Annotated in this window: 18 protein-coding genes and 2 pseudogenes; 11 read left to right on the forward strand and 9 right to left on the reverse strand. The window is 51.9% G+C overall.

Features of this window, described 5'->3' with window-relative positions; translation table 11 throughout:
- Positions 1-6 precede the first annotated feature (6 nt).
- The 3 genes and pseudogenes from CKL79_RS16295 (at position 7) to CKL79_RS16305 (ending at position 5,496) form a co-directional block, all read left to right on the forward strand.
- On the forward strand, positions 7-3,183 hold the full coding sequence (locus CKL79_RS16295; protein ID WP_121970641.1) for a helicase HerA-like domain-containing protein: 3,177 nt from the start codon (positions 7-9) through the stop codon (positions 3,181-3,183).
- 19 nt (positions 3,184-3,202) lie between these two features.
- Positions 3,203-3,823 (forward strand): annotated as a pseudogene (locus CKL79_RS16300) (FtsK/SpoIIIE domain-containing protein); the annotation flags it as partial.
- Between the two features lie 968 nt (positions 3,824-4,791).
- On the forward strand, positions 4,792-5,496 hold the full coding sequence (locus CKL79_RS16305; RefSeq protein WP_121970643.1) for a hypothetical protein: 705 nt from the start codon (positions 4,792-4,794) through the stop codon (positions 5,494-5,496).
- 50 nt (positions 5,497-5,546) lie between these two features.
- Here CKL79_RS16305 and CKL79_RS16310 read toward each other — a convergent pair whose 3' ends face one another.
- The gene (locus CKL79_RS16310) at positions 5,547-6,110 is read right to left on the reverse strand and encodes a TIGR04376 family protein (RefSeq protein WP_121970644.1); all 564 of its coding nucleotides are present in this window, start codon (positions 6,108-6,110) and stop codon (positions 5,547-5,549) included.
- Between the two features lie 45 nt (positions 6,111-6,155).
- On the reverse strand, positions 6,156-7,448 hold the full coding sequence (locus CKL79_RS16315; RefSeq protein WP_121970645.1) for a hypothetical protein: 1,293 nt from the start codon (positions 7,446-7,448) through the stop codon (positions 6,156-6,158).
- Positions 7,449-7,770: 322 nt separating this feature from the next.
- Here CKL79_RS16315 and murF point away from each other — a divergent pair, with 322 nt between their 5' ends.
- From murF to CKL79_RS16340, 5 genes are all read left to right on the forward strand, one after another.
- Positions 7,771-9,141: a UDP-N-acetylmuramoyl-tripeptide--D-alanyl-D-alanine ligase gene (murF, locus tag CKL79_RS16320; RefSeq protein WP_121970646.1), complete on the forward strand. Its 1,371-nt coding sequence runs from the start codon at positions 7,771-7,773 to the stop codon at positions 9,139-9,141.
- 85 nt (positions 9,142-9,226) lie between these two features.
- On the forward strand, positions 9,227-9,739 hold the full coding sequence (locus CKL79_RS16325) for a M67 family metallopeptidase (protein WP_121970647.1): 513 nt from the start codon (positions 9,227-9,229) through the stop codon (positions 9,737-9,739).
- 64 nt (positions 9,740-9,803) lie between these two features.
- A complete protein-coding gene (moeB, locus tag CKL79_RS16330; RefSeq protein ID WP_121970648.1) occupies positions 9,804-10,982 on the forward strand; it encodes a molybdopterin-synthase adenylyltransferase MoeB in 1,179 nt (392 codons plus the stop codon).
- Between the two features lie 96 nt (positions 10,983-11,078).
- Positions 11,079-11,540 carry a GatB/YqeY domain-containing protein gene (locus tag CKL79_RS16335; RefSeq protein WP_121970649.1) on the forward strand — a complete coding sequence of 154 codons (462 nt, stop codon included), beginning with the start codon at positions 11,079-11,081 and terminating at the stop codon, positions 11,538-11,540.
- A gap of 238 nt (positions 11,541-11,778) precedes the next feature.
- Complete coding sequence (locus tag CKL79_RS16340) at positions 11,779-12,387, forward strand: RNA methyltransferase (RefSeq protein ID WP_121970650.1); 609 nt, start codon at positions 11,779-11,781, stop codon at positions 12,385-12,387.
- 104 nt (positions 12,388-12,491) lie between these two features.
- Here the strand turns inward: CKL79_RS16340 and CKL79_RS16345 are convergent, their stop codons facing one another.
- Complete coding sequence (locus tag CKL79_RS16345; RefSeq protein WP_121970651.1) at positions 12,492-12,923, reverse strand: 23S rRNA (pseudouridine(1915)-N(3))-methyltransferase RlmH; 432 nt, start codon at positions 12,921-12,923, stop codon at positions 12,492-12,494.
- Positions 12,924-12,975: 52 nt separating this feature from the next.
- Positions 12,976-14,414, reverse strand: a pseudogene (locus CKL79_RS24400) (ABC transporter permease subunit).
- A gap of 341 nt (positions 14,415-14,755) precedes the next feature.
- Between CKL79_RS24400 and CKL79_RS16360 the strand changes: the two are divergent.
- Positions 14,756-15,511, forward strand: coding sequence for an amino acid ABC transporter ATP-binding protein (locus tag CKL79_RS16360; protein WP_121970653.1), 756 nt, complete (start codon positions 14,756-14,758; stop codon positions 15,509-15,511).
- Positions 15,512-15,602: 91 nt separating this feature from the next.
- The gene (locus CKL79_RS16365) at positions 15,603-16,355 is read left to right on the forward strand and encodes a phosphatase PAP2 family protein (RefSeq protein WP_121970654.1); all 753 of its coding nucleotides are present in this window, start codon (positions 15,603-15,605) and stop codon (positions 16,353-16,355) included.
- A gap of 28 nt (positions 16,356-16,383) precedes the next feature.
- Here the strand turns inward: CKL79_RS16365 and CKL79_RS16370 are convergent, their stop codons facing one another.
- Positions 16,384-17,208, reverse strand: a complete 825-nt coding sequence (locus tag CKL79_RS16370; protein WP_121970655.1) for a DUF1206 domain-containing protein — start codon at positions 17,206-17,208, stop codon at positions 16,384-16,386.
- 18 nt (positions 17,209-17,226) lie between these two features.
- On the reverse strand, positions 17,227-18,048 hold the full coding sequence (locus CKL79_RS16375; protein WP_121970656.1) for a DUF1206 domain-containing protein: 822 nt from the start codon (positions 18,046-18,048) through the stop codon (positions 17,227-17,229).
- Between the two features lie 203 nt (positions 18,049-18,251).
- On the opposite strand from CKL79_RS16375, the gene CKL79_RS16380 reads away from it, so the two are divergent.
- Positions 18,252-18,602: a hypothetical protein gene (locus CKL79_RS16380; RefSeq protein WP_121970657.1), complete on the forward strand. Its 351-nt coding sequence runs from the start codon at positions 18,252-18,254 to the stop codon at positions 18,600-18,602.
- 61 nt (positions 18,603-18,663) lie between these two features.
- Here CKL79_RS16380 and CKL79_RS16385 read toward each other — a convergent pair whose 3' ends face one another.
- The 3 genes from CKL79_RS16385 to nadC form a co-directional block, all read right to left on the reverse strand.
- Positions 18,664-20,124, reverse strand: a complete 1,461-nt coding sequence (locus CKL79_RS16385; RefSeq protein ID WP_121970658.1) for a glycosyl hydrolase family 57 — start codon at positions 20,122-20,124, stop codon at positions 18,664-18,666.
- 119 nt (positions 20,125-20,243) lie between these two features.
- Positions 20,244-20,609 carry a hypothetical protein gene (locus CKL79_RS16390; RefSeq protein WP_121970659.1) on the reverse strand — a complete coding sequence of 122 codons (366 nt, stop codon included), beginning with the start codon at positions 20,607-20,609 and terminating at the stop codon, positions 20,244-20,246.
- Positions 20,610-20,737: 128 nt separating this feature from the next.
- The gene (gene nadC, locus CKL79_RS16395) at positions 20,738-21,589 is read right to left on the reverse strand and encodes a carboxylating nicotinate-nucleotide diphosphorylase (RefSeq protein WP_121970662.1); all 852 of its coding nucleotides are present in this window, start codon (positions 21,587-21,589) and stop codon (positions 20,738-20,740) included.
- Positions 21,590-21,957 lie beyond the last annotated feature (368 nt).

Consider the following 21,957-nt stretch of genomic DNA (forward strand, 5'->3'; position numbering starts at 1 on the left):
TTCCCAATGACCACAGAACAGCAGCTAACCGTATTTTGCTCTCAGCAGGGTTTAGACACCTTTCACGCGATTACGCATCAGCATCACATTTGGCATCCCGACCCTTATGATGTCGACACCATCCATCAGTCAGCGCGGTCAGCCTATGAGCGCCTGCTCAATAGAGTAGATAGCGGCACTTCGGATGATTCAGGGCGAATTTTACTACTGCTAGGAGAGTCAGGCGCTGGCAAAACCCACTTGATGCGCGTCTTTCGCAATCAAACGCATGGGAGAAATCAGGGATTCTTTAGCTACATGCAGATGACATCTGCCGTCTCTAACTACGCGCGGTATGTACTCAGGAACACAATCGACTCTTTTGAAAAGCCCTATTACGAGGATTTTGGCGTCACGACTGGGCTGATGAAAATTTCAAACGCTTTGGCAGAGAGTCCGGGCGTGATGACTGAGGGTGAACTGCATTTATTAAGAGAGGAAGATCTCAGCACCTCTGAGCTATTAGATCTGATTTATCCGGTTGCGGATCGAGTGATAGCAATAGAGAAGCTTAGCGGCGTGGACTTGGACGTTATTCGAGCGCTGCTTTATCTTCAGGCTGGTCAAGCTGCTATCAATGCCAAGGTGCTGAAGTTTCTACGGTGTGAGCCGTTAGCACCGTACGACAGCGGCGTATTAGGTGGGATGGCTTCGCGTGATCGCGATGACGATCCCCTCCGAATGTTGCAGTCTCTAGCGCTCCTCGTTCGGGCGGTCACAACCGGCGCTTTCATTATTTGCCTCGACCAGCTAGAAGACATTCGTGAGATGGAATCCGCCGAGCAGCGTTTTCGGCGGGCTATGCAAACCATCGTCACTATTGCTGAAATTCCTAATGTGGTAGTCGTGATCTCTTGCTTGGATGATTTCTATAGCAGCTTGAAGCAATATCTTCCTAAGCCCCACCTTGATCGCTTAGAACTAGACCCTGCACCCGTCACGCTCAAAGCGCAAAGAACAGCGGATGATATCCAGCTGATTATCGAAAGACGCCTACAGCATCTCTACGATTCAGCCGATACTGATATATCAGACAATCAAGATCCTTTGTATCCTTTTCCTTCTGAAACAGTAGATAAACTAGCAGGCTTACCCACTCGGCGTGTCTTGGACTGGTGTCTTCAAAAAAGAGAAGAGAGCATTTCTACAGGCCAGCCCCCCAAACTACATGGCGATATAGTCCCAGATCCTCCTCTAGAGCCGACAGAACTTAGTCAGCTTTGGAACGATCACCTAGCTGGTACCTTTACGTTGCCTGAGAGCGATCGCGACCTACTGAACCTTCTAAGCGCCAGCATCCCGCAATGCGCTCAAGAACTCGGCGGTAATAACTACCGTTTCACCGTCAGCGAAGAAGGCAATTATCTCAAAACTGACATTCAGCTAGGGCAAAATACTCTCAAAGAGTCTTTGTTAATTGGCCTATGCCAAAAGTCCTCGGCGGGCGGCGCTTTGTTGAGGCAGATCAAAGTATTTGAGCAAGCTGCCGCTGACTATATCCCTGTAATCATCAGAACTACAGAGTTTCCGAGTAATCCGAAGACACAAACCGCTCAGAAAATCGGTCAGTTTTTGAGTAGCGGTGGCCGTAGAGCTATGGTCGTAGACTCCGACTGGCGAACGATGCTGGCGATTCAAAGCTTTCAGGAACTGCATAGTCCCCGATCTGAGTACCAGCAATGGCTGCAAACAGAGCAGCCGCTGTCTCAACTGCCCTCTTTTCAAAAAATGCTCAACCTAAACGAGCTAAAAGCAGAGATCCCAGTATTAACCACCGAGGCGATACCTACAGGAGTTGGTTCAGATAACATGACCGCTCGCACAGAACCCATTTCAAATCCTGAAAAGCCTACGCCTATATCGTCCTTTTCAACCAGCCCCACTTTACCTATCCCTGATTCAGTTATTTCCTTAGGGTATACCCGCACGACTTTGCCAGAGCCCGTAGAACTTGGGCCAGAAAAATTGGTACGGCATGGTGCTTTTTTAGGTGGCACAGGCAGTGGCAAAACCACGTTGGCATTAACCCTAATCGAACAGCTACTGCTGCGAGGTATCCCTGCAATCCTGCTAGATCGCAAAGGCGACTTGTGCAGCTATGCAAACCCTGATGCCTGGAATCAGCCCGACAGCGATCCTCAGCTAGCTGCTTGCCGTCAATTACTTCGAGACAAAGTAGAAGTCGCCGTCTACACCCCCGGTACGATTGGAGAACAGGGCCGACCGTTAAGCATTGCTATTACACCACCGGGCTTAGGCCAATTACCCAGCGGTGAACGTCGGCAAATTGCTAACTATTGCGCAATGGCGCTAGGTGGCATTTTGAACTACAAGCAGTACGGTCAAGACAAGACTCGGATTGCTATTTTAGGACAGGCGATCGCAGTGCTGAGTGAGCTACAGATTGAGAACCCGCTCAATATAAATCGGCTGATTGAATTTATCTCAGAAGTAGACCCGCTGTTAGTCAATGCCATCGGCGTTCTAGATCCGAAGCATTGCAAAAAGCTTGCCGAAGACCTGCAAACGCTCAGTCTGATGACAGGTCATCTATTTAATAGTCAGGCCGAGCAACTGTCAGCCGACCAGCTATTAACCAGCCAATCGCCCCAAAAAACGCCACTGTCGATCATCAACTTAGGCTCTCTAGGAGATAACGCCAATATCCTATTCTGGGTATCTCAGTTTCTGCTCGATTTCAATCGCTACGCACAGAAACACCCTTCTGGGAAGTTACAGGCAGTCGTGCTGTTTGATGAAGCCGATCTTTACCTGCCTGCGCAGGGCAAACCTTCTACCAAAGAACCCATGGAAAGCCTTTTGAAGCGCGCCCGTTCAGCGGGGATCGGCATCCTCCTTGCCACTCAAAGCCCTGGCGACCTGGATTACAAATGTCGAGACCAAATCTCCTCCTGGTTTGTGGGCAAGGTCAAAGAAAATACGGCACTCAACAAGCTAAAGCCCATGCTAAGCGAAGCCAAAGTAGATGTGACCAGCAAGCTAGCTAACCAAAAAGTAGGCGAATTCTTTGCTATTCGTGCAGGCGAGGTCACCAGCTTGAAAGCCAATATGTCGCTCGTGAAAGCTGAACAAGTCCCCCTTGAGGAAATTCTTACGCTAGCGGCTCAATCTAAGGGGCCTTAAATTCATGATCTCGCTCCGGCGATCGCTCCTCCTCAGCCTTATCGTCCGCCACGATCCTGCCCATTTTCAGGTCGCTCTGGTCGATCCCAAGCGAGTCACCTTCCCCGAATTTGAGACCATGCGCTGGCTGTATGAGCCGATTGTGAAAACCAAAGAAGACGCGATCGCACTCATGGAACGCCTCGTCGCTGAGATGGACAATCGCTATCAGCGCTTCGAGCATCGCCGCTGCTCAGACCTGCGCCAATACAACCAAAAAGCGCCGCAGCCCCTACCCCGCATTCTCTGCATTTTTGACGAATATGCCGACTTCATGGCCGATAAAGAGGCCGCCAAAGCGCTCGAACAACATATTCAACGGTTGGGCGCAATGGCCCGCGCCGCCGGTATTCACCTGGTCATTGCCACCCAAAGACCCGAGGCCAAAGTCGTTACGCTGCTGATTCGCTCAAACTTGCCCGGAAGAGTAGCCCTGCGCACGGCCAGCGATGCCGATTCTGCCATCATATTGGGCGGTAGGCAGGGGGCAGCAGCCAATCTGCTGGGGAAGGGCGACTTATTTTATGATGGCGGCGGTACGTTACAGCGGTTGCAGAGCTTATTTGTTCCGGCTACAGCGATCGCTCCTTTAATCGGCTAGCACCCAAGCCAACCAATCAGCGGTTGCCCATGCAGGACCTGTGAATACTGATAACTTTTAGCTCAGTCTTTGTGCTTTAAATGAGTCGGCATCTCCGTATTTCTTCTACGTGCCCAAGACAGTTATTACGTTTTTTATAAACTGTCCTATCTACAACTGAAAAAAGAGCCAATTTGTAGATAATGAAAGGCAATCAGTTCCCGTGATCGTCAGTAGCGTTTTGTCTCTCGCAGGTGGGTTCTTGAATGGACTCTTAGACGTGAAGCTTCAAAAAAGCCAGCTGCACCAGGCTATTTGTCTTGTCTGAGCGAGTAAGGCAGTCGCCGATAACAGGTTGTCGTTAGATATACCAACTGTCACATTCAATCTGTGTTAAGTAGTTATAAAGCGATACTTAGAAAGTGTGAAGATAGCTCTTCAAAAGAGTAGAGGCGACATCAATCGCGTCTCGTTTTACACAGGTTTGATAGCTTGCTTCAGTATCCTCGAAAGATTGGCCGCTTCTGTCTTTTGGGTTTAGCGAAATTGTAGCCGTCGTCGGATGCATACTCGCAGAGAAGGCTACGCCTACGTACGACGGCTAGCCACTTAGTACTCAGCACATGACTCTGTTCTAGTGATCGCTAATGTCGTGAGCTAAGTGTAGTGAGCTAAGTAGCCAAGGCTATAGCTTGGCATTAGAGCCTTGCTTGAGACCGGTTCATAGGCGCTATGCAGATTTAATAGCCGCTGAGCTGAGTCTAATCTTTCAAACCTTTCAGGCATTTGTTACCGCTCTATAGATTGCGAGCTAGTTAATTTAGCTGGCGTCCTGTAGAGCTAGCCCCTTAAGGCAGCGAAGAAGCTCGCTTCAGCCAAAGCTACCCTGACCAAGAAAAGTGAAGCTGTAAATCGAAGAGCAATGTTTGGTAGGTCAGCTGCAAGGCTGATCAAATTAGGTCGAAGTTGAGTGATGGTGAGAAAGAAAAATGAGTCAGAAAAATTTTAAGCGGCTACAGCAGCTAGGCGTCACGATGCTGGGTGCTTACATGATTACAGGCTGCCCTAGTAAAACAGCCAATAGCGTCATGCTGCCTGACAGCAGTACGCTTTCCCAAAGGTCTGTTGTTCAAGAAGCTGTTGCTCAAGCACCGATTGATGAGGCGACTGTTGCCCAAAGTCTTGAGCAAAGCGCAGCAACGCCTGCAGCGGTGCCCTTTGAAGTATGTGCCAATGTAGACAGATGGCAGCGACCCAGTGAGGCTGAGCAGGCCAAGCAAATGGGTGGCGATGCTCGATATGCTGAGGCGCTGAGTGGCGATCCGCTGAAGAGTGCTGTTAACCAGTTCTGGGATCATCAGGTGATCAGCTTTACGACCTATGGCCTGAGTGCTCGCCTAGAGCCGATCAATCTCTCTGGCGTGTGGACGGTGGCTGATGATTTGTGGGACTGCTATGGAGAGGAAGCGGCGATCGCTATCAATGCGGGCGATCGCGCCGAAACCTGGCTGCTCAACCATCGTATTACTGGCTTAGCGTGGCAGGAAGATCACTACGTGATGACCGTCGAACCGGCTGATACCGGCATGCAAGTCGTGCAGTTTGACCGGGTAGACGAACTCGCGAGCCTGCCGTTAGAAGTCATCACTGAAAGCGGCGAACCTGTAGAAGCGGTCTCCGGTGACTGGCAGTAGATGTGGGCCGTGACGAATAGAAGATCTACGCTTCGCCATCTCGCGTTCTCTCAATTGCCCATTTTGCGTTTGAGATCGTCGAGTTCGTCCTCGGCTTCCCACTGGCGAAAGGTCTCATCAAGAGGATCAAGGGCCTGATTGAAGCTGTAGGGACTTTGGTTCCAGCCGGTGGTTCCCCAGTCGGTGGCTTTGGGTGTGGTAGCGGCCTGAGCAATTTTAGTTTTGACTTCCTCTCGTTTGGTCATCACCCGCTGCCGCAGTTCCTTTGTTTGCTCAATGCGCTCTTTAACGCCCTGCATTTGGCCCCAGAGATGATTGCCCTGACGCAGTAAAGCTGCCTCTCGTTCTTGAGCTGGGCCGACTAAGTCTTGACGGTTGGCGGCTTTGGCTTTGGCAATGCGGTTGTGCCACTGCTGGATGTCTTGAGCTGTTTCTAGAATGCTGTCTTCTAGCTGTTTTTCGCGGCGCTTGAGATTGCCGAGGAGGGCTAGTGCATCTTCCTCCTGTCCGCGCAGCTGATCTTCTAGCGCACGCAGTTCTAAATGCGGATTGGCCCGCAAAAATTCATCTAACCGCGTTTCTAGAAAACGGCTGAGATCGTCAAATAGGCTCATGGCAGTCGTCTATATTTAGGAGCTTTGTCCAATATAGATCGAGATTTAGAAGCTTTGTCCAATATAGATTGAGCGCACCTCGCCATCACGCCTCAACACCACATCTTGTCCGTTGACGGTAACCAGCGTCCAGCTAGAAAGGCCAATGCGATCGCCGACATAAGCCCGCTGTGAGCTGCCGCCATCGATATTGAACATGGCCGCAGAGCGATCGCCCAGGTTTAAGATGCCGACCAAAACATGGTCAGTCGCCGGTGTAACGTCGGTGACAGCCGCCGCTGCGCCGCTAGTGGGATTGGTGGGTGCGACGGCTGTCGTTGCTGCCGGTCTTGGCGCAGGTAAAGCAGTTGCTCTAGGCACAGGGGGCACCAAGGGGGCTGTCACCGCCCGCAGCGGAATCCGAGTTGGCGATGGCGGCACAGTGGGAAGCGATGCGCCAGATTGAGAGGCGCTCTGAGCGGTTTGACCAGTCTCATAAACCGGCACAAACACGCGCTCAACGATATTGGCCGGTGCCTTGATGTTGGGCAAAATAGGCAGCGTCCCGGTTTTCTCCGTTGTTTCAGAGGACGGAGCAGTCGGCGATAGAGTGGGTGGAATGGCAGCGACTGTCTGGTTTTCGCTGCTTTCGCGTGCGCTAATCACTTCTAACGATTGTCCTAAATACTGCAAAAATGCCTGGTCTGAGTGATCGGGTAGCTCTGCCGCTGCCGCTTCTTTATTGAGAGAAAGCAGCCATCCAGGTTCAGAAGAGCCTGGCAGTAGCCATAGGCCGAGGGCACTGACCAGCGAAATACCGGCGGCTCCCATCAGCAAGAAGGGCAGAGATAGCTTTTTTAGCTGCTGGGGCTGAAGGAGAGTTTGCGGAGAGCGAGGCGAAAGGCCATCGTCGGGTAGCGCTAGCAGCGACTCGCTGGGATAGAGAAAGCTAACGGCAGATTGCATCGGCGCAGCCTCGACCTCTATCGACTCGGCAGAAGGAGCCGTTTCGCTGGGGGCAGTTACCCGAGCGGTGACCGGTCTGCCGCCGCCAGTGTGACTGCTGGCCGCTAAGGTGGCGCGATAGATATCGGCAGCGCTCTGGGGTGAAAAGTCGGTAGGTAATGCAACGGTGCGAGCTGAGGAATGGATTAACGCTGCCTGACGGCCCTGTTGATGATCAGCCTGTGGACTAGAGACTGCAGCGGCGCTGCTGAGATCGCCTTCTAAGATCTGATCCACATCGATGAACAGATCGTCCATGAGGTTGTCGCTGTAGCGATCTGCGATCTGGGTGGAAGAAGAAATGTCTGAGCCGAAGGAAATATTTTTGGTGACGGGACGGCTATTTAGGGTCATGAGTCAGCAGGTGAGGTGAGGCACTGATAGAGGCTGATGATGGCAGACCGAGAGGCATGGGTAGGTTTGGCGGTTTCCCGATAGGCCCTGTCTGCAATCGCATCAAATTTTAGTGATATTTCTTACCCGCTAATATGCCCGCCTTACGGATGACCCTATCAACTTTTGATGTTTGATCTTCCGTACAGTTTGCTGACTGAGCGAGGCGATCGCCCACTGCTGTCCTACCTCTATTGCCGACACCGATTCAGACCGTCGGAGATCAGGTATCTTCCAGGCGTCGTGAAGCTTGGTATCATCAGCTTAAAAATTTGGTAAGAAGATGACCGGTTTCACTGCGCCCTTGGGGACGTTGACAAAGCTGCTAGCGGCGACTCCTCACAATTGCGAGGCGATGGCCAGCGACCGGCCAGTGACTGGAATCGCGACCGATACGCGATCGCTGCAGCCAGGTGAGCTGTTTGTAGCATTAGAAGGCGAGACCTTTAACGGACATGATTTCGCACAGCAGGCGATAGATCGTGGGGCGATCGCTGCCGTTACCCGCCGCGCTGTTTTCTCTGCTGAAACTTCTGCCCTACCTCGATTAGAAGTTGACAATACGCTAGCGGCCTATCAGTCTCTGGGCCAATGGTGGCGTCAGCAGCGAGCGGTGCCCGTCGTTGCGATTACAGGCTCTGTGGGCAAAACGACGACCAAAGAGCTGGTCGCAGCGGCTTTGGGTAAATTTGGCCCGGTGCTGAAAACCGAGGCTAACTACAACAATGAAATTGGCGTTCCCAAGACGCTGCTAGGCTTGAGCGCCGAGCACGAGTATGCGGTGGTAGAAATGGGGATGCGGGGGCCGGGAGAAATTGCGCTGCTCGCTCAGATTGCTCAGCCTGACGTTGCCCTGATTACCAATGTAGGCACAGCCCATATTGGGCGGCTGGGATCGCGGCAGGCGATCGCCGATGCCAAATGCGAATTACTCAGAGAGCTGCCTGCCGATAGGGTAGCTGTGCTTAATTACGATGACGCGCGGCTGATGGCGACGGCAGCCAAAGCGTGGTCAGGGAAGCAGATTACGTACGGGCTGACCGGCGGTGATCTGCGCGGTCAGATGGCGGGCGACAGTCTCATCGTAGATAGCCTCTCCATTCCCCTACCGCTACCGGGCCGACATAATGCGCTGAATTTGCTCAGTGCGATCGCTACCCTCAAAGCCCTAGACCTTGACTGGCACAAGCTCGCCCAGGGGGTTACCGTTTCTATGCCTGCCGGTCGCGCCCAGCGTCATCAGTTACCCAACGATGTTTTACTGCTAGATGAAACCTACAACGCTGGGGCTGAGTCGATGGTAGCGGCGCTGCAGTTACTGGTTGACCAGCCGGGCGATCGCCATATTGCAATACTCGGTACGATGAAAGAACTTGGAGATCGCTCTGTGGAACTGCATCGACATATTGGTCAAACGGTGGCTGCTCTCGGCGTCGATCAGCTCCTGATTTTGGCTGATCCTGCTGAGGCTGAGGCGATGGAAGTGGGGGCGGGGCCTGTCCCTGCTCAGCAATTTGTCAGCCATGCAGCACTAGCTAGTTGCCTGAAAAAGATGATTCGACCAGGCGATCGCCTCCTCTTCAAAGCCTCCCGCTCCGTCGCAATGGACAAAGTCGTCGATCAGCTTCTAAAAGATTTCATGGTTACTCCGTAGCCCAGTGGCCTAATATATAAAGTCTTGGATAATACGTCTTTAGTAGGGGCGTTTTTGAAAAAGCGAGCCGTTCTAGTTTTAAGCCGTGGTCTTAGCCCTTTCTGCGCAACAACTTGCCGCTATGTCAGCCCATGCCGAGCGGGTGTATCCCGAGGAGTGCTGCGGTTTGCTAGTGGGCAAAATTCTTCTTCAGAATGAGGAAGGCGAATCGCAAAAGCGTTTGATAGAAACAGTGCCGCTCGACAATGAATGGACAGCAGAGGTATTCCCCGAAGACACTTCAACCGCTTCAGCCCAGCCTAAGCGGCGACGATATTCGATATCCCCTGAAGACATGCTGCGAACCCAGCGACAGGCGCGGGAGCAGGGGCTAAGTATCATCGGGGTTTATCACTCTCACCCTGATCATGAGGCGGTGCCTTCGGAGTGCGATCGCGCCCTCGCCTGGCCTGAATATGCCTACGTAATTGTGTCGGTTCGCAGCGGCCAAGCCGTCGATGTTAAAAACTGGGCGCTAGACTCAACTCATCAGTTTCAACCAGAAGTGATGAGGATTTCACCTTCATCTGCCAGGGATCGAATGCCGGTTTCGGCTTAAATATTTTTCATTTCGCCTTTCTCGCTAGCTGCAATCAGCCACTTATTTAATCCTTTCAAACACCATGCTGAATCCCAACCTGGATGAAATTCAACTCGACAAGGCCGAGTACGAACGCTACTCTCGCCACCTGATCTTGCCTGAGGTCGGCCTCGAAGGCCAAAAAAAGCTTAAAGCCGCCAGCGTTTGCTGCGTGGGCACGGGCGGCTTAGGCTCCCCTCTCTTGCTCTACTTAGCCGCCGCTGGCGTCGGTCGTATCGGCATCGTCGATTTTGACGTGGTCGATCACTCCAACCTTCAGCGACAGGTGATCCACGGCACCTCATGGGTCGGCAAGCCCAAAATCGAGTCTGCAAAGGCCCGCATCCTCGAGATCAACCCGTACTGTCAGGTTGATCTTCACGAAGTCCGGCTCTCTTCTGACAACGCCCTGGAGATCTTTGAGCCCTATGACATCGTCGTCGATGGGACTGATAACTTCCCAACTCGCTACCTGGTCAACGACGCCTGCGTTTTGTTGAATAAACCGAACGTATACGGTTCTATCTATCGCTTTGAAGGGCAGGCGACCGTCTTTAACTACGAAGAAGGGCCAAACTACCGCGACCTGTACCCTGAGCCGCCGCCGCCGGGACTGGTGCCCTCCTGCGCAGAAGGCGGTGTGCTGGGCATTCTCCCCGGCATGATTGGCGTGATTCAGGCCACTGAAACGATCAAAATCATCTTGGGCAAGGGCAAAACCCTCAGCGGTCGCCTGCTGGTATATAACTCTTTAGACATGAGCTTTAGGGAGCTGAAGCTGCGCCGACCGCCCGAGGAACATCGCGTAGTGATCGACAAGCTGATCGACTACGAACAGTTCTGCGGCATTCCTCAAGCGGCTGAAGAAGAAGCGAAGCAGGCTGCGAATATGCCTGAAATGTCTGTCAGCGAACTTAAAGAACTGCTCGACAGCGACAAAGACGACTACTTCCTGCTGGACGTGCGCAATCCCAACGAGTACGAAATTGCTAAAATTCCCGGTTCTACGCTAATCCCCCTCGGTGAAATTGAAAACGGTGACGGCGTTCTCAAGCTTCAGGGTATGCTCAACGGCCATAAGCTCGTTGCTCACTGCAAAATGGGAGGCCGTTCTGCTAAAGCCCTCGCCATTCTCAAAGAAGCAGGCATTCAAGGCACCAATGTCAAAGGCGGCATTCTCGCCTGGAGCCGCGAAATTGATCCCTCAGTGCCTGAGTATTGATCCTGGCGCATTGACTTTCAGCTTTTAGAAAGGAGGGCGCGTCACCGGCGAGTCCTCCTTTTTTTCGATTACTGACCTTTCTAGGACGCTACACCCATGAGATTAAAAGATCACATCTCTGACGAAATCAAAACGGCGATGAAGGCCAAAGACAAGCTGCGCCTGGAGACGGTGCGCGGCATCAAAAAAGTCATTCTCGAAAAGGAAAGCGAAATCCGGGCCAAGGGCCGCGAAGAACTCAACGAAGAGGAAGAACTCGCCGTGCTCACTCAGCTCGCTAAGCAGCGCCGCGACTCCATTACCCAGTACACCGACGCCGGTCGCCCAGATCTCGCTGACAAAGAAGCCCAGGAACTCACCATCCTGGAAGAATATTTACCCGCTCAGCTCTCTGACGCGGAAGTAGAAGCTGCCGTCGATGAGGTGATTGCTCAAACCGGAGCCAGCAGCCCTCGCGATATGGGTAAAGTGATGGGGCCAGCAATGAAGCGACTGCAAGGTCAGGCCGATGGTGGTAAAGTGCAGGCGATCGTGAAAGCTAAGCTAGTCAATGATTAATTTATTTACTGCGTTTAGGAAGGTGGTTTTCTCTTCCACCAGCTCAGTTCACATTTGATCAAGTGACGTTTTTTACCCGTCTTTGACCTGCTGTTAGGCTAGCCTGCAAGTCAGATGGCTGATAACTATCAGACTGCACCTGACGAAGCTGAGAGTTCTCGTTAGTATCGAAGAGTTGCCTGACATAGGTAAATCGAAATATTAGGCCACTTCTTTACCTCAATTTTGGACTAAAGCAATGCAAGACTCTAGAGAAAAAACTTCTCTCAGGCAGCGTGCAGACAGAATAAAAGATTTTAGGTGTAAAAATCTGATTGCAGTTATCGAAAATCCGACTGACATTAAAAACATCGGCACAATTATCAGAAATGTGAATGCCTTGGGGGTTGAGAAAGCATATGTCGTAGACCAAAAGAACTCCCTGCCGGACGACTGGCAAGAGATGAGAGAGCGGCCAGCCCTTTCTAAAACATCAGTTTCAGCCATTAAGTGGAGCTTCGTCAAAAAGTTTCAAGACACTGAATCCTGCATTCAGCACCTTGAGAAAAATGGCTTTGTATCTATTGTCACCTCCCCGCACACTAAAGGAAGAACCAATGTAGTGCTCGATGCTGGCGACTATACAAAGTACAAGAAACTGGCCGTATGGTTTGGTAGTGAGAGTACTGGAATCAGCAATCTAGCTCTGGAAAACAGCGCTTTATGTGTCAACATTCCCATGTTTGGAATTATTGAAAGTCTAAATTTAGGAACATCGTCTGGTATTGTCCTGTATGAAGTTACTAAACAAAGAAGGACATTTCAAGCTGAGCTAAAAGCAAAAATAGAGGCTAAGGAAAATGCCTAGTATTTCATTCAGGCGAACTGTGCCAAAAGTAGAAACTCTCAATTTACATGGTTTTTAGGAGTTTTTGTACCCACAAGACCTGAAGGGGCGAATTGGTTGCTGTGTCATTTGTGATAGCTGCCTTTTTGGAGAATCGTTTTTGCCCGGTATAGCTGCTCTACTAACATCAACCTGGCGATTTCGTGGGGGAAGGTCATGGCTGAGAGGCTGATCATTGGGTGGGTTTTGAGGCGATCGCTCACCCCTTCCGGCCCCCCAATAAACAGCACCAGCGTTCCAAAGGCTTCGCTGCCTAGCCACTGCGCAAACGCTACAGAATCGCGCATCTTGCCGTATTCCGCCATGACAGCCAGCCGATCTTGCGCGGTGATCAGGCTCTCTAGCTTGTCAGCTTCTTTCTCTTTGCCGCTGTCTTTAATTTCAATGATTTCCACCTCGGGCAGACGTTTTGCGTATAGGGCAATACCGTCTTTGATCCAAGGTTTTTTAACCTTGCCGACTGCAATAATTTTGATCTTTGGAAAACTCTGTGGCATCAGGAAAGCTAGCGTTTAGAAGACCTGGCATCACGACTGTTCATAAACTAACTCACTTCGTAGTCGGATTCAGTCTGCGCTCTAGCCAGGAAAAGGCTTGAGAAGAGATGATTGTCAGCGCCAGATAGATCAGGGCAACCGTGATATAAATCTCAAAGGCCCGAAAGTTTCTGGCGGCAATGAGCTGACCCTGTCGAAACAGCTCCTGATAGCCGATGAATGCTACTAAGCTCGTATCTTTGAGCAAAATGATAAACTCATTGCCCAAAGGCGGAACCATGCGGCGCAAAGCTTGCGGAAAAATAATATAGCGCATCGTCTGCATTGACCCTAAGCCGAGAGACTCTGACGCTTCTTTTTGGCCGACCTCAATCGACTGGATGCCCGCTCGAACAATCTCTGCCAGGTAAGCGGCTGAGTTTAGACTTAGCCCCAGAATCGCTGCGCCCCACCGACTGAAGCTGAAGTCAAGCCCAATAGAGCCCAGCAAAGACGGGATGCCAAAATAGATGACGAAAAGCTGCACTAGCAGCGGTGTCCCTCTAAAGAAATCGACGTAAATTCTGGCAATCAACCTCAGCAGCCAAATTTTTGAAAGCCTTGCCACACCCAGCGCAACGCCACCGACAGAGCCAAAGGCGACGGCCACAGCGGTAAGCTGCAGGGTAACTCGGGCTCCCATTAGCAAAGCAGGCAGCGCATTGATGACAACGCCGAGTGACTCGTCCAAAATGAAAGCTCCAGTTTAAAGAGGGCAGGCAGAAAAAGCGTTTCGATTAGCTGACGGTTACTTGGCGGTTAGTAAGTTACTTAGTTGACCATGTCAGCCGGTGGCTCAGCGTTGAACCATTTTTGGTAAAGCTCTGCGTAGGTGCCATCTGCTTTTACTTCGGCGAGCGCTGTATTGATGGCTTCCAGGTTGCCGGATTCTTGCGGCATTGCAATGCCATAAAATTCTTCAGTGAGGAGTTCGCCGACCACTTCAATGTCGGGAATGTTGCCAGTAGCGATCGCATCCAAAGTTGCAGGCGCATCGTTAATCACCGCATCGACGTTGCCATTGGCTAGCTCTTGCAGCGCTAAAGGCGCGGAGTCAAAGGTTGTCACCTCAGCATCGGGCACGCTATTGGCGGCATCGGCTCCGGTCGTGCCAATTTGCACAGCGATCCTTTTGCCCGCTAAGTCATCGAGGGTCTGAATATCTGTGGTGCTTTTCTGTACGGCGATCGCTAGTCCCGCCTTAAAGTAAGGATCGGAAAAATCAACAGTCTCTTTCCGCTCGTCTGTGATCGTCATGCCGCTGATCGCCGCGTCAATTGAGCCACCCTGTAGCGCTGCAATCAGCCCGTCAAACGGCAGACTCTCGAATTCAATTGTCTTACCGGCTTTTTCCCCAATCGCATTCATCAGGTCAATATCAAAGCCTTCTAGTTCACCGCTGCCACTCATCGACTCAAAGGGCGGAAATCCCGGCTCTGTCCCCACCGACAGCGTATCTTCTCACCCGAGCTGCCGCCACAGGCTGCCAGCAGCCCCGCTGCGCAAAGTCCGACAGCCGCATTTCTCAAAAAAGCAGAGCGCGTCAATTTCATCACAAATGGCCTCACACCAATAGTTTTCACTCGTTAGCATCTATTATCGGGCTCCTGTGCGCCAGAAAAGTGATAGATGATACTTTACAAAATAGCCGTAGCCAACTGGCTGCTTTTTCTGCGACCCTCGTAAAAATGACAATCTCGCTGCCTCACTATCTCACTGTGCGAGCAGCGCTATAGAAGCTGAAGTGATACCCTTCTATAAATCTTAAAGTCGTTACTTTTTCCCGAAGCCCCATGCCTACCCCAGCGATTGTCAGTAATCATTTGACGAAAAAGTTCGGCGATCTTTCCGTGCTGCGAGGCATTGACTGTCAAATTGACCGGGGTGAGGTCGTTGCCATCATCGGCTCGTCAGGCTGTGGTAAAAGTACGCTGCTGCGCTGCTTCAATCGCTTAGAATCGATCAGCGGTGGTCAGCTTATTGTCAACGACATCGATCTGTCTGTAGCTGAACTCAGTCGCCGCCGCCTGCTAGAGCTGCGAGCCAATGTGGGGATGGTCTTTCAGCAGTTCAACCTGTTTCCTCACCTGTCTGTACTGAAAAATCTCTGTCTCGCTCCGCAAAAGGTGCTAGGCCAATCCAAACAGGAGAGCAAAGAAACGGCTAGCTTTTATCTCAATAAGGTAGGACTCAGTGAAAAGTCCCATGCCTACCCTGATCAGCTTTCAGGCGGTCAAAAGCAACGGGTAGCGATCGCCCGCGCCCTCTGCATGAAGCCAGAAATTCTGCTATTTGACGAACCGACCAGCGCCCTTGATCCTGAGTTAGTCGGTGAAGTTTTGCAAGTGATGCAGCAGCTCGCCCAAGAGGGCATGACTATGGTTGTGGTGACTCACGAAATGCAGTTCGCCCGTGAAGTTGCCAGTCGGGTTATGTTCTTAAACAAAGGTCAGGTAGAAGAAGAGGGCGATCCTCGTGAGGTATTGGCCGATCCCCGCAGTGAGCGGCTACAAAACTTCTTGAGCCGCATCAATATGACGCTCGCCTGAATTTAGTGCTGCCTACCGCTAGGCAGATGCCAGCAGGATCTAAGTTCCTACATGCTGGAACTGCTTGAGTTATCTGCGGTAGGCAAGGTAAATGGTGCGTAAGTCCAAGACAGCAGTTCCGGCTGGCGTTAAAGCGATCGCCCACCGGTTTTGGCACGAAAGCTGCTCGCTCCCACCTGCCGCCTGGTCTCGCTGGTGGAAAACGCTTGCCGTTGGACTCGGCATTTGTGCCCTATTGACCTATTTGATGACCTGCTTAGCAATGGGTTGGGAAAATACCTGGCTGCAAGCCTGGGATGAGAAATGGCTTCTCATTTTGGAAAGCCGCTCCCCCCTTTCGTTCCCTCGCAGCATCACCTGGGAATCTCCCGGTAATACGATTGGAATGCTGCCTATCTTCCTGATACTCACCGCCCTAACAGCCTGGTTTCGTCAGCCGATTATTGCCGCGACTGCAGTTGTCACCTACATCGGCCAGTTCGCGCTGGTGTGGATTAGCTGGGGAATGTGGAGCCGCGATCGCCCTGAGCTGATTGCGAATGGTATCGCGGCTCCCGGCTTGCACTCTTTCCCCTCAGGTCATGTCGTTGTTGTTACAACTATGTACGGCCTGATCTTTTACCTGTGGTTTCGCACGTCTCGCAACTGGCTAGAAAGGCTGATCGCGATCGCCTTTGGCACAGTTTGGATTGGGTTGATTGCCACTGCCCGCATTACGCTGGGGGCTCACTGGCCTAGCGACATCATCGTCGGCCTAATCGTCGGTGCGCTCTGGCTAGCTACGGTGATCCTGGCGCTGGAAAAGAGCGATCGCATCGCTAGAAACGCTAAGCGACACCCATAAAACCTCATACAGTCGAGGTATCTGGCTCCTACATCGGATCGATACTGCGATATTTCGCCTGAAATCCCATGTGAATGCCATACGCTACAAAGCCAACTCCCAACGTTAAGAGCACTGTTTCGTTCGCCGGATTGTTATTGAAAACCGCCAGTGCCTGCTCGGTCGTTTTAATCTCATCCGCATCAAATAGCCAGGCCGCTCTCATCGCAAAAATGCCAATCACTGTATATACAACACCGCGCGCAGCAATACCCACCCGGCCTACAATAAACGCCCAGCGCTTAGCAACATCGGTCATCTTGTGTAGCTTGAAGCGTTTACGAAACTCCGCTTTGACTGCCCGGTAAAAGTAATAGCAGCCAATACAAAAGAAGACAAAACCCGCAGCCCCGATTAACCACCTGCCAAACGGCTGCCTCATGATGATGAAAACCCATTCCTCAGCCGATCTATCATCATCGTCTACAGGTTCGCTCAAAATGTCCACGATACTGTAAGCGATACTGGCATACACAACGCCGCTACAGCCATAGCCAATTCGGCGCACAATATCTGAGGCATCGCAGCCACTGTGCTCAGGATCTAAAAATGCTTGCAGAAAGCGCCACACGACGTAACCCATCAGGCTAGCCGCGATGACGATTGCCAATACCCGCCCAAAAGGCTGGTTGGCAATGCTTCTCAATGCTCCCGTCGATCCCACTACCGTTTCATTCTGGTTGAAATCGAGCGCTGCCAGGATCGCCAGCACGCCCGTGCTCCCGTAAAGAATCCCCTTGGCAGCGTAACCGAAGCGGGCATAGTACTCAAGCCAGCGTTCATAAGGTTTGGGAGAGGGATTAGAGCTAGCCATATCTGCTAATTTTCTGACCTAATTCTCTGGCTGAATCCGGCGATAAACCGCCTGAAATCCCATGTGAATACCGTAGGCGATAAACCCTATCCCCAAAATACTCAAAATCCACTCATCCGCCGGATTGTTATCAAAAACTGCCAAGGCTCCCTCTGTTGTCTTAATTTTTGAAGGGTCAAACGCCCAGGCAGCTCGGAGCGTAAAAACGCTGATGACAATGTAGATAACGCCTCTCGCAGCGTTACCTACTCGGCCTACAATCGTTGCCCAAGTTTTAGCCGTATCGCTCATCTCGTACATTTTCATATGCTTACGAAACTCGGCTTTAATCGCTCGATAAAAGTAGTAGCAACCCAGGCCAAAGGCTAGCAGTCCGCCCGCGCCGACCAGCCAGCGTCCGAATGGCTGCTGCATTATCGTCAGTGCCCACTCCTGAGCCGTTTTTCCGTCCTCTGACGATGAGGATCTCAGAATGCCAACGGCGCTAAAGGCAACACTGGCGTAGACCAGTCCGCTCACGGCATAGCCAATCCGGCGGGCAATGTTTTGGGCATCGTGACCGCTGTGTTCAGGATCTACAAATGCCTGAATGAAGTGCCACAATACATACCCCATCAAGCTAATAGCCAAGATAACTAACATTACCTTGCCATAGGGCTGACTGGCAATTGTTAGCAAGACGCCTTTCGAGCCAACGGTTTTGCCCGAGCTGAGGTCCAATGCCTGTAGCAATGCCAAAAGTCCGATGCCGCCGTAAAGTACGCCTTTGGCTGCGTATCCGAATCGGGCAAAGTAGGCAATCCAGTCTCCGTATTCCTTTCTGGGGTTAGAGTGTGTCATAGTCAATCTCCAGGCGGCAACGGGTGATGTTCCACATCATCGAGCCGCAAGCGTTACGGCGTCATCGATCCTAAGCGTGAGCTGGCAACTGAGCGCATGACGGTATTGGCCCTTCTATGACTCTTCACAAACCGGAACAAGGTAAGTAGCCGCAAGCAAGCTCATATACCTACACTTGCGGCTATAAAAGTTTCTTTGCCCTTATGAAAGCTGCCCATTTTCTGTCTGCTTTGCTGTTGACCTGGGGCTCGACGATGACCGCTGCCCTGGCTACACCCGAAATCGCTAGCGGAGACGGTATCGTCAATGGCGGTGTCCGCACCTGCCTCTCACGTACAGATGCCTTTGTTGGCACTTTAGAGGTCACCGTAGAGCGAGGCCGGATTGATCGTACGGGCTATTTCGGCGACGGCTCTTTTCGCATCCTTTGCTATCCCAATCCTTACGGTCAGGCCAGTCAGAGTTTGGTCGTCATTTTTGCTGCTCACGAAGACAGCTTCGATGTGGCCAATAGCTTTGTGCAAATTGCAGTCGATCAGATTGCCGATCAGTAGGCGATCGCTGCCCAAACAATCAAACAGCAGCGATTAAAAAGCGATTAAAAGAGTGAGCCGCTCAAAAATCACTGTCCAAAATCATCAGCCCGCGCCGGTAAATTTCTCTGGCGTAGTCTGTCCACTCTCCCTGCCCCCAGTAGCGAAAGCAGCTAGTCTGCAGCAGCAGATTGTGCAGCAGGGCATTGCGATATCGGTGCTGCTGCTTCAGGTCGGAGGCTTGAACAGTCTCTACCGCGCTGTGAAACCGATAGCTCAAGTTTTCCATCGGCTCCAGTACATTGCTATAGCCCTCTACCCAGCTGCGGTCATTGGTCCAAGAGCCACCGGTCATCGTTAGGCCATCGGGTGCCTGGGCGATCGCCGCTGCTACCTTTTCAGCGGTGGGTTCGCCTTCAATCTGTGCCCACAGCCGCGCCTGTCCGACCGCCTGGCAACTGGGAAAGTCTGCCAAGGTAACCCCAGCATCTGCCAATAGCTCCAGGTATTCTGTGCCGTTGAAGGCTACCACCCCTTGCCTGCTTCCGCCCATCTCATGCCAGGCCCGCTTAAACGCGCTCGGAAACTCATTCATCATGACGCCGCCATTTTCCCCATCGGCAATCTGGGTGACCAAAGGCGGAATTTGCTGCCCGCCCAGGGTCACAGGCGACAGCGTTTTGGCTTCATAGTAAGGCTGCATTTGCCCTACCAATTTTGTATCCGAGCCCTGAGTTTTGATCAGCACGGCAATTTCAGCAACTTCACCTGACGAGCTGCGCGCTACTAGCCGGTGCGGCAGATGCGGGTGCTTAATTCCCTCGCCGCTGATCGCTTCCACCGTGTGCTCTTGCACCATCATCCACTGATAGCCACACGCCTTCAGCGCCTTCACCAAGACATACAGAGTTTCTGGATGATTCGGCAACTGCATCTCTGGCGGCGAGAACCCACGCACTCGCTGCAGAGCTTCTATACCAAAGATGGCAGCGAAGTGATGCTGCCAGGCTTGTATATGCAACTTTATATCTGGTAGCGGTACCGAAGCAGCGACGCCGTGTCCCCAAAAGGTGCCTAGCCACTCTACATAGGGCTGGTACTTCGGGTCGCAAGTCATGCTTCGCAGCTTGTCTAGAATGTCCACTCGGCCCATTTGCTGCAGACCCCACAGCAGCGTGCCTGCGTAGTCCAACATGACTCTAGGGTTGTAGCCCTGGTCTACTAGCTCAGGAATAAAGTCGCCCATCCGGCTATAGCAGTAGGCAAACGGCCCGGCATTGTGATTATCCCCCTCATAGGGATGCTCAAACATGTGCTGCAAGTTATTGATCAGCTCTCCGTTTTGGCCTGCTGGGATGGTTGGCTGATGCATATGCAAGGCGACAGCAAACCCTGCCGACACATCCGCCAACCGTAAGTTCGTCTGGGGTAAAAAGACCGGACGCCGAGAGGCGATCGCCGCCTCGATTTCCCCTTCCCATCCACAGATATTCGGCAAACCTTCAATCAGTCCTGGCAAGCTTACAGATGAAACAGTAGCCATTTTTCTACCCGCGTAAAGGGACTTTGAGACCAAACTTCTCTGAACTTCAGTGCCTCTATGTAGGCTTCTTCTATATCCTCTATTTCTATTTTAGATAAGCAGGTCGGATAACGGGCGACCTAGCTAATGGGCCTCGTCAAATCAATGGCCAATTCGTCTTTAACCCAGTTAATAATCTGCTGACGCTCACTCGCCGTCAGGTAGAACCGCCCGGTCTCGCGGACGCGCTGATGAATCTCTTCCATATCAGATCGGGTGAGCAGGTCGGCGGTGAGGCCGATATCACACAAAATGTCGTCTTTGCCTTCTTGACCCAGCTGCCCGTATCGATAGCGACTGATCTGCTTTTCTAACCGGCCAAACGTATGAGCGTCAGCCGCCTCTAACCGTTCTCTGCGCTCTTGGGGAATGGGCTCTCCGGCCACCATCCTGGCATAGTCAGTATCGAGCATATCGAGCCTGGCGACTCCAGGTTGATCGTTCATAAGCACATTCCCAAAAAAACAATGGATTAAGCCTAGTTCAATTGCTTAATCCGGTTAGTCGTCCCGTTTCGTAAATTAACTTAAGACTCGGCGACTGCGGCTATGGCGTTAGACCGAAATTTCGGTCGCTACAAACGCATTCTCATACTCAGGTCTAGCCAGGGCGATCGCGTGATGGGCGCACTGCTCGAAATATAGTCCACACCGGTCTCAGCCACGGCTCGAATCGTCTCCAGACTGATATTCCCCGAAGCCTCAATTTTAATTCGCTGATGCGCTGCTCGGATTTTTTTGACGGCTGTTCTCATTAGGTCAAGAGACATATTATCTAGCATGATGATGTCCGCCTGGTGAGCGATCGCCTCAGCCACTTGCTCCAAGCTTTCCGTCTCCACCTCTATCGTCACCGGATAAGGCATTCGCTCTCTAATGCGGTCAATTGCCTGTGCAATTCCGCCGGCTGCAGCGATGTGATTGTCTTTAATCATCACTCCATCGTCCAGCCCCATTCGATGGTTCTGCGCGCCACCCATAAGGGCCGCGTACTTTTCTAATATCCTTAGCCCGGGCGTCGTCTTTCGGGTATCGACCAGCCGCGTGGGCAAGTCGGCAATCACCTCGGCGTACTGCTGGGTCATCGTTGCGATCCCACTGAGCCGCATAGCAAGATTTAGCGCCACTCGCTCTCCGGTTAGCAGCGTATCGAGCCGGCCCTCGATCTCAGCAATCACTGTGCCCTGGGTAACCGGTTCTCCCTCCCTAACCTCTGCTCTAAACCCTACTGCTGTATCTAATAAGTAAAAAATCCGTTTGGCGACAGGTAGGCCAGCGATGATCCCGTCCTCTTTGGCTACCCAGTAAGCCTTGCCTCCCTGCTTACCTAAATCGGCTAGACCCAGCGTAGTGCGATCGCCTCGACCAATATCCTCCTGCAACCAACCCGTCAGCAGCCCATCTAAAACTATCCAGCTCGGCAGCATATCTCTACTAAAAAAATAATTGCTACGCACCAGCATAGAGCCAGATGCCTCACAACCGTTTCGTATAGGGCAATACAAACTTTTTGCCTTGAGCAGCCCAGCTGTGCCCAAAAACTTTTTCCCAAGAAAAAAGAGCCCAAACCAGACTTATCAGCCCAATAGGGAGCTAGTTGAATCGCTAGATTGCACGCAGAGAAAGGAATTCAGCGATCCTAAAAAACTTTCTTCAAATCAGTTGACACATTCATCAAAAGGTCGCTATATTAGTTGAGCGCTGAAGGGAGCGACCGCCACGGCGGTTACTACCGGAGGCGAGGAGTAGCACCTAGAAAAGCGAATAATTTGGAAGAGAGAATTAACGAGACCCT

It is taken from the genome of Leptolyngbya sp. BC1307, assembly GCF_002286735.1.
In the GTDB taxonomy this organism is placed as follows: Bacteria; Cyanobacteriota; Cyanobacteriia; order Phormidesmidales; family Phormidesmidaceae; genus Phormidesmis.

Coding starts and splice junctions, on each gene's coding strand:
- CKL79_RS16345 (WP_121970651.1), bottom strand. CDS start 12,923: ATGCCACAGAGTTTTCCAAAGATCAAAATTATTGCAGTCGGCAAGGTT.
- CKL79_RS16310 (WP_121970644.1), bottom strand. CDS start 6,110: ATGAGCCTATTTGACGATCTCAGCCGTTTTCTAGAAACGCGGTTAGAT.
- CKL79_RS16340 (WP_121970650.1), top strand. CDS start 11,779: ATGCAAGACTCTAGAGAAAAAACTTCTCTCAGGCAGCGTGCAGACAGA.
- CKL79_RS16360 (WP_121970653.1), top strand. CDS start 14,756: ATGCCTACCCCAGCGATTGTCAGTAATCATTTGACGAAAAAGTTCGGC.
- CKL79_RS16390 (WP_121970659.1), bottom strand. CDS start 20,609: ATGAACGATCAACCTGGAGTCGCCAGGCTCGATATGCTCGATACTGAC.
- CKL79_RS16375 (WP_121970656.1), bottom strand. CDS start 18,048: ATGACACACTCTAACCCCAGAAAGGAATACGGAGACTGGATTGCCTAC.
- moeB (WP_121970648.1), top strand. CDS start 9,804: ATGCTGAATCCCAACCTGGATGAAATTCAACTCGACAAGGCCGAGTAC.
- CKL79_RS16380 (WP_121970657.1), top strand. CDS start 18,252: ATGAAAGCTGCCCATTTTCTGTCTGCTTTGCTGTTGACCTGGGGCTCG.
- CKL79_RS16365 (WP_121970654.1), top strand. CDS start 15,603: ATGGTGCGTAAGTCCAAGACAGCAGTTCCGGCTGGCGTTAAAGCGATC.
- CKL79_RS16385 (WP_121970658.1), bottom strand. CDS start 20,124: ATGGCTACTGTTTCATCTGTAAGCTTGCCAGGACTGATTGAAGGTTTG.
- nadC (WP_121970662.1), bottom strand. CDS start 21,589: ATGCTGCCGAGCTGGATAGTTTTAGATGGGCTGCTGACGGGTTGGTTG.
- CKL79_RS16295 (WP_121970641.1), top strand. CDS start 7: ATGACCACAGAACAGCAGCTAACCGTATTTTGCTCTCAGCAGGGTTTA.
- CKL79_RS16305 (WP_121970643.1), top strand. CDS start 4,792: ATGAGTCAGAAAAATTTTAAGCGGCTACAGCAGCTAGGCGTCACGATG.
- CKL79_RS16370 (WP_121970655.1), bottom strand. CDS start 17,208: ATGGCTAGCTCTAATCCCTCTCCCAAACCTTATGAACGCTGGCTTGAG.
- CKL79_RS16335 (WP_121970649.1), top strand. CDS start 11,079: ATGAGATTAAAAGATCACATCTCTGACGAAATCAAAACGGCGATGAAG.
- CKL79_RS16315 (WP_121970645.1), bottom strand. CDS start 7,448: ATGACCCTAAATAGCCGTCCCGTCACCAAAAATATTTCCTTCGGCTCA.
- murF (WP_121970646.1), top strand. CDS start 7,771: ATGACCGGTTTCACTGCGCCCTTGGGGACGTTGACAAAGCTGCTAGCG.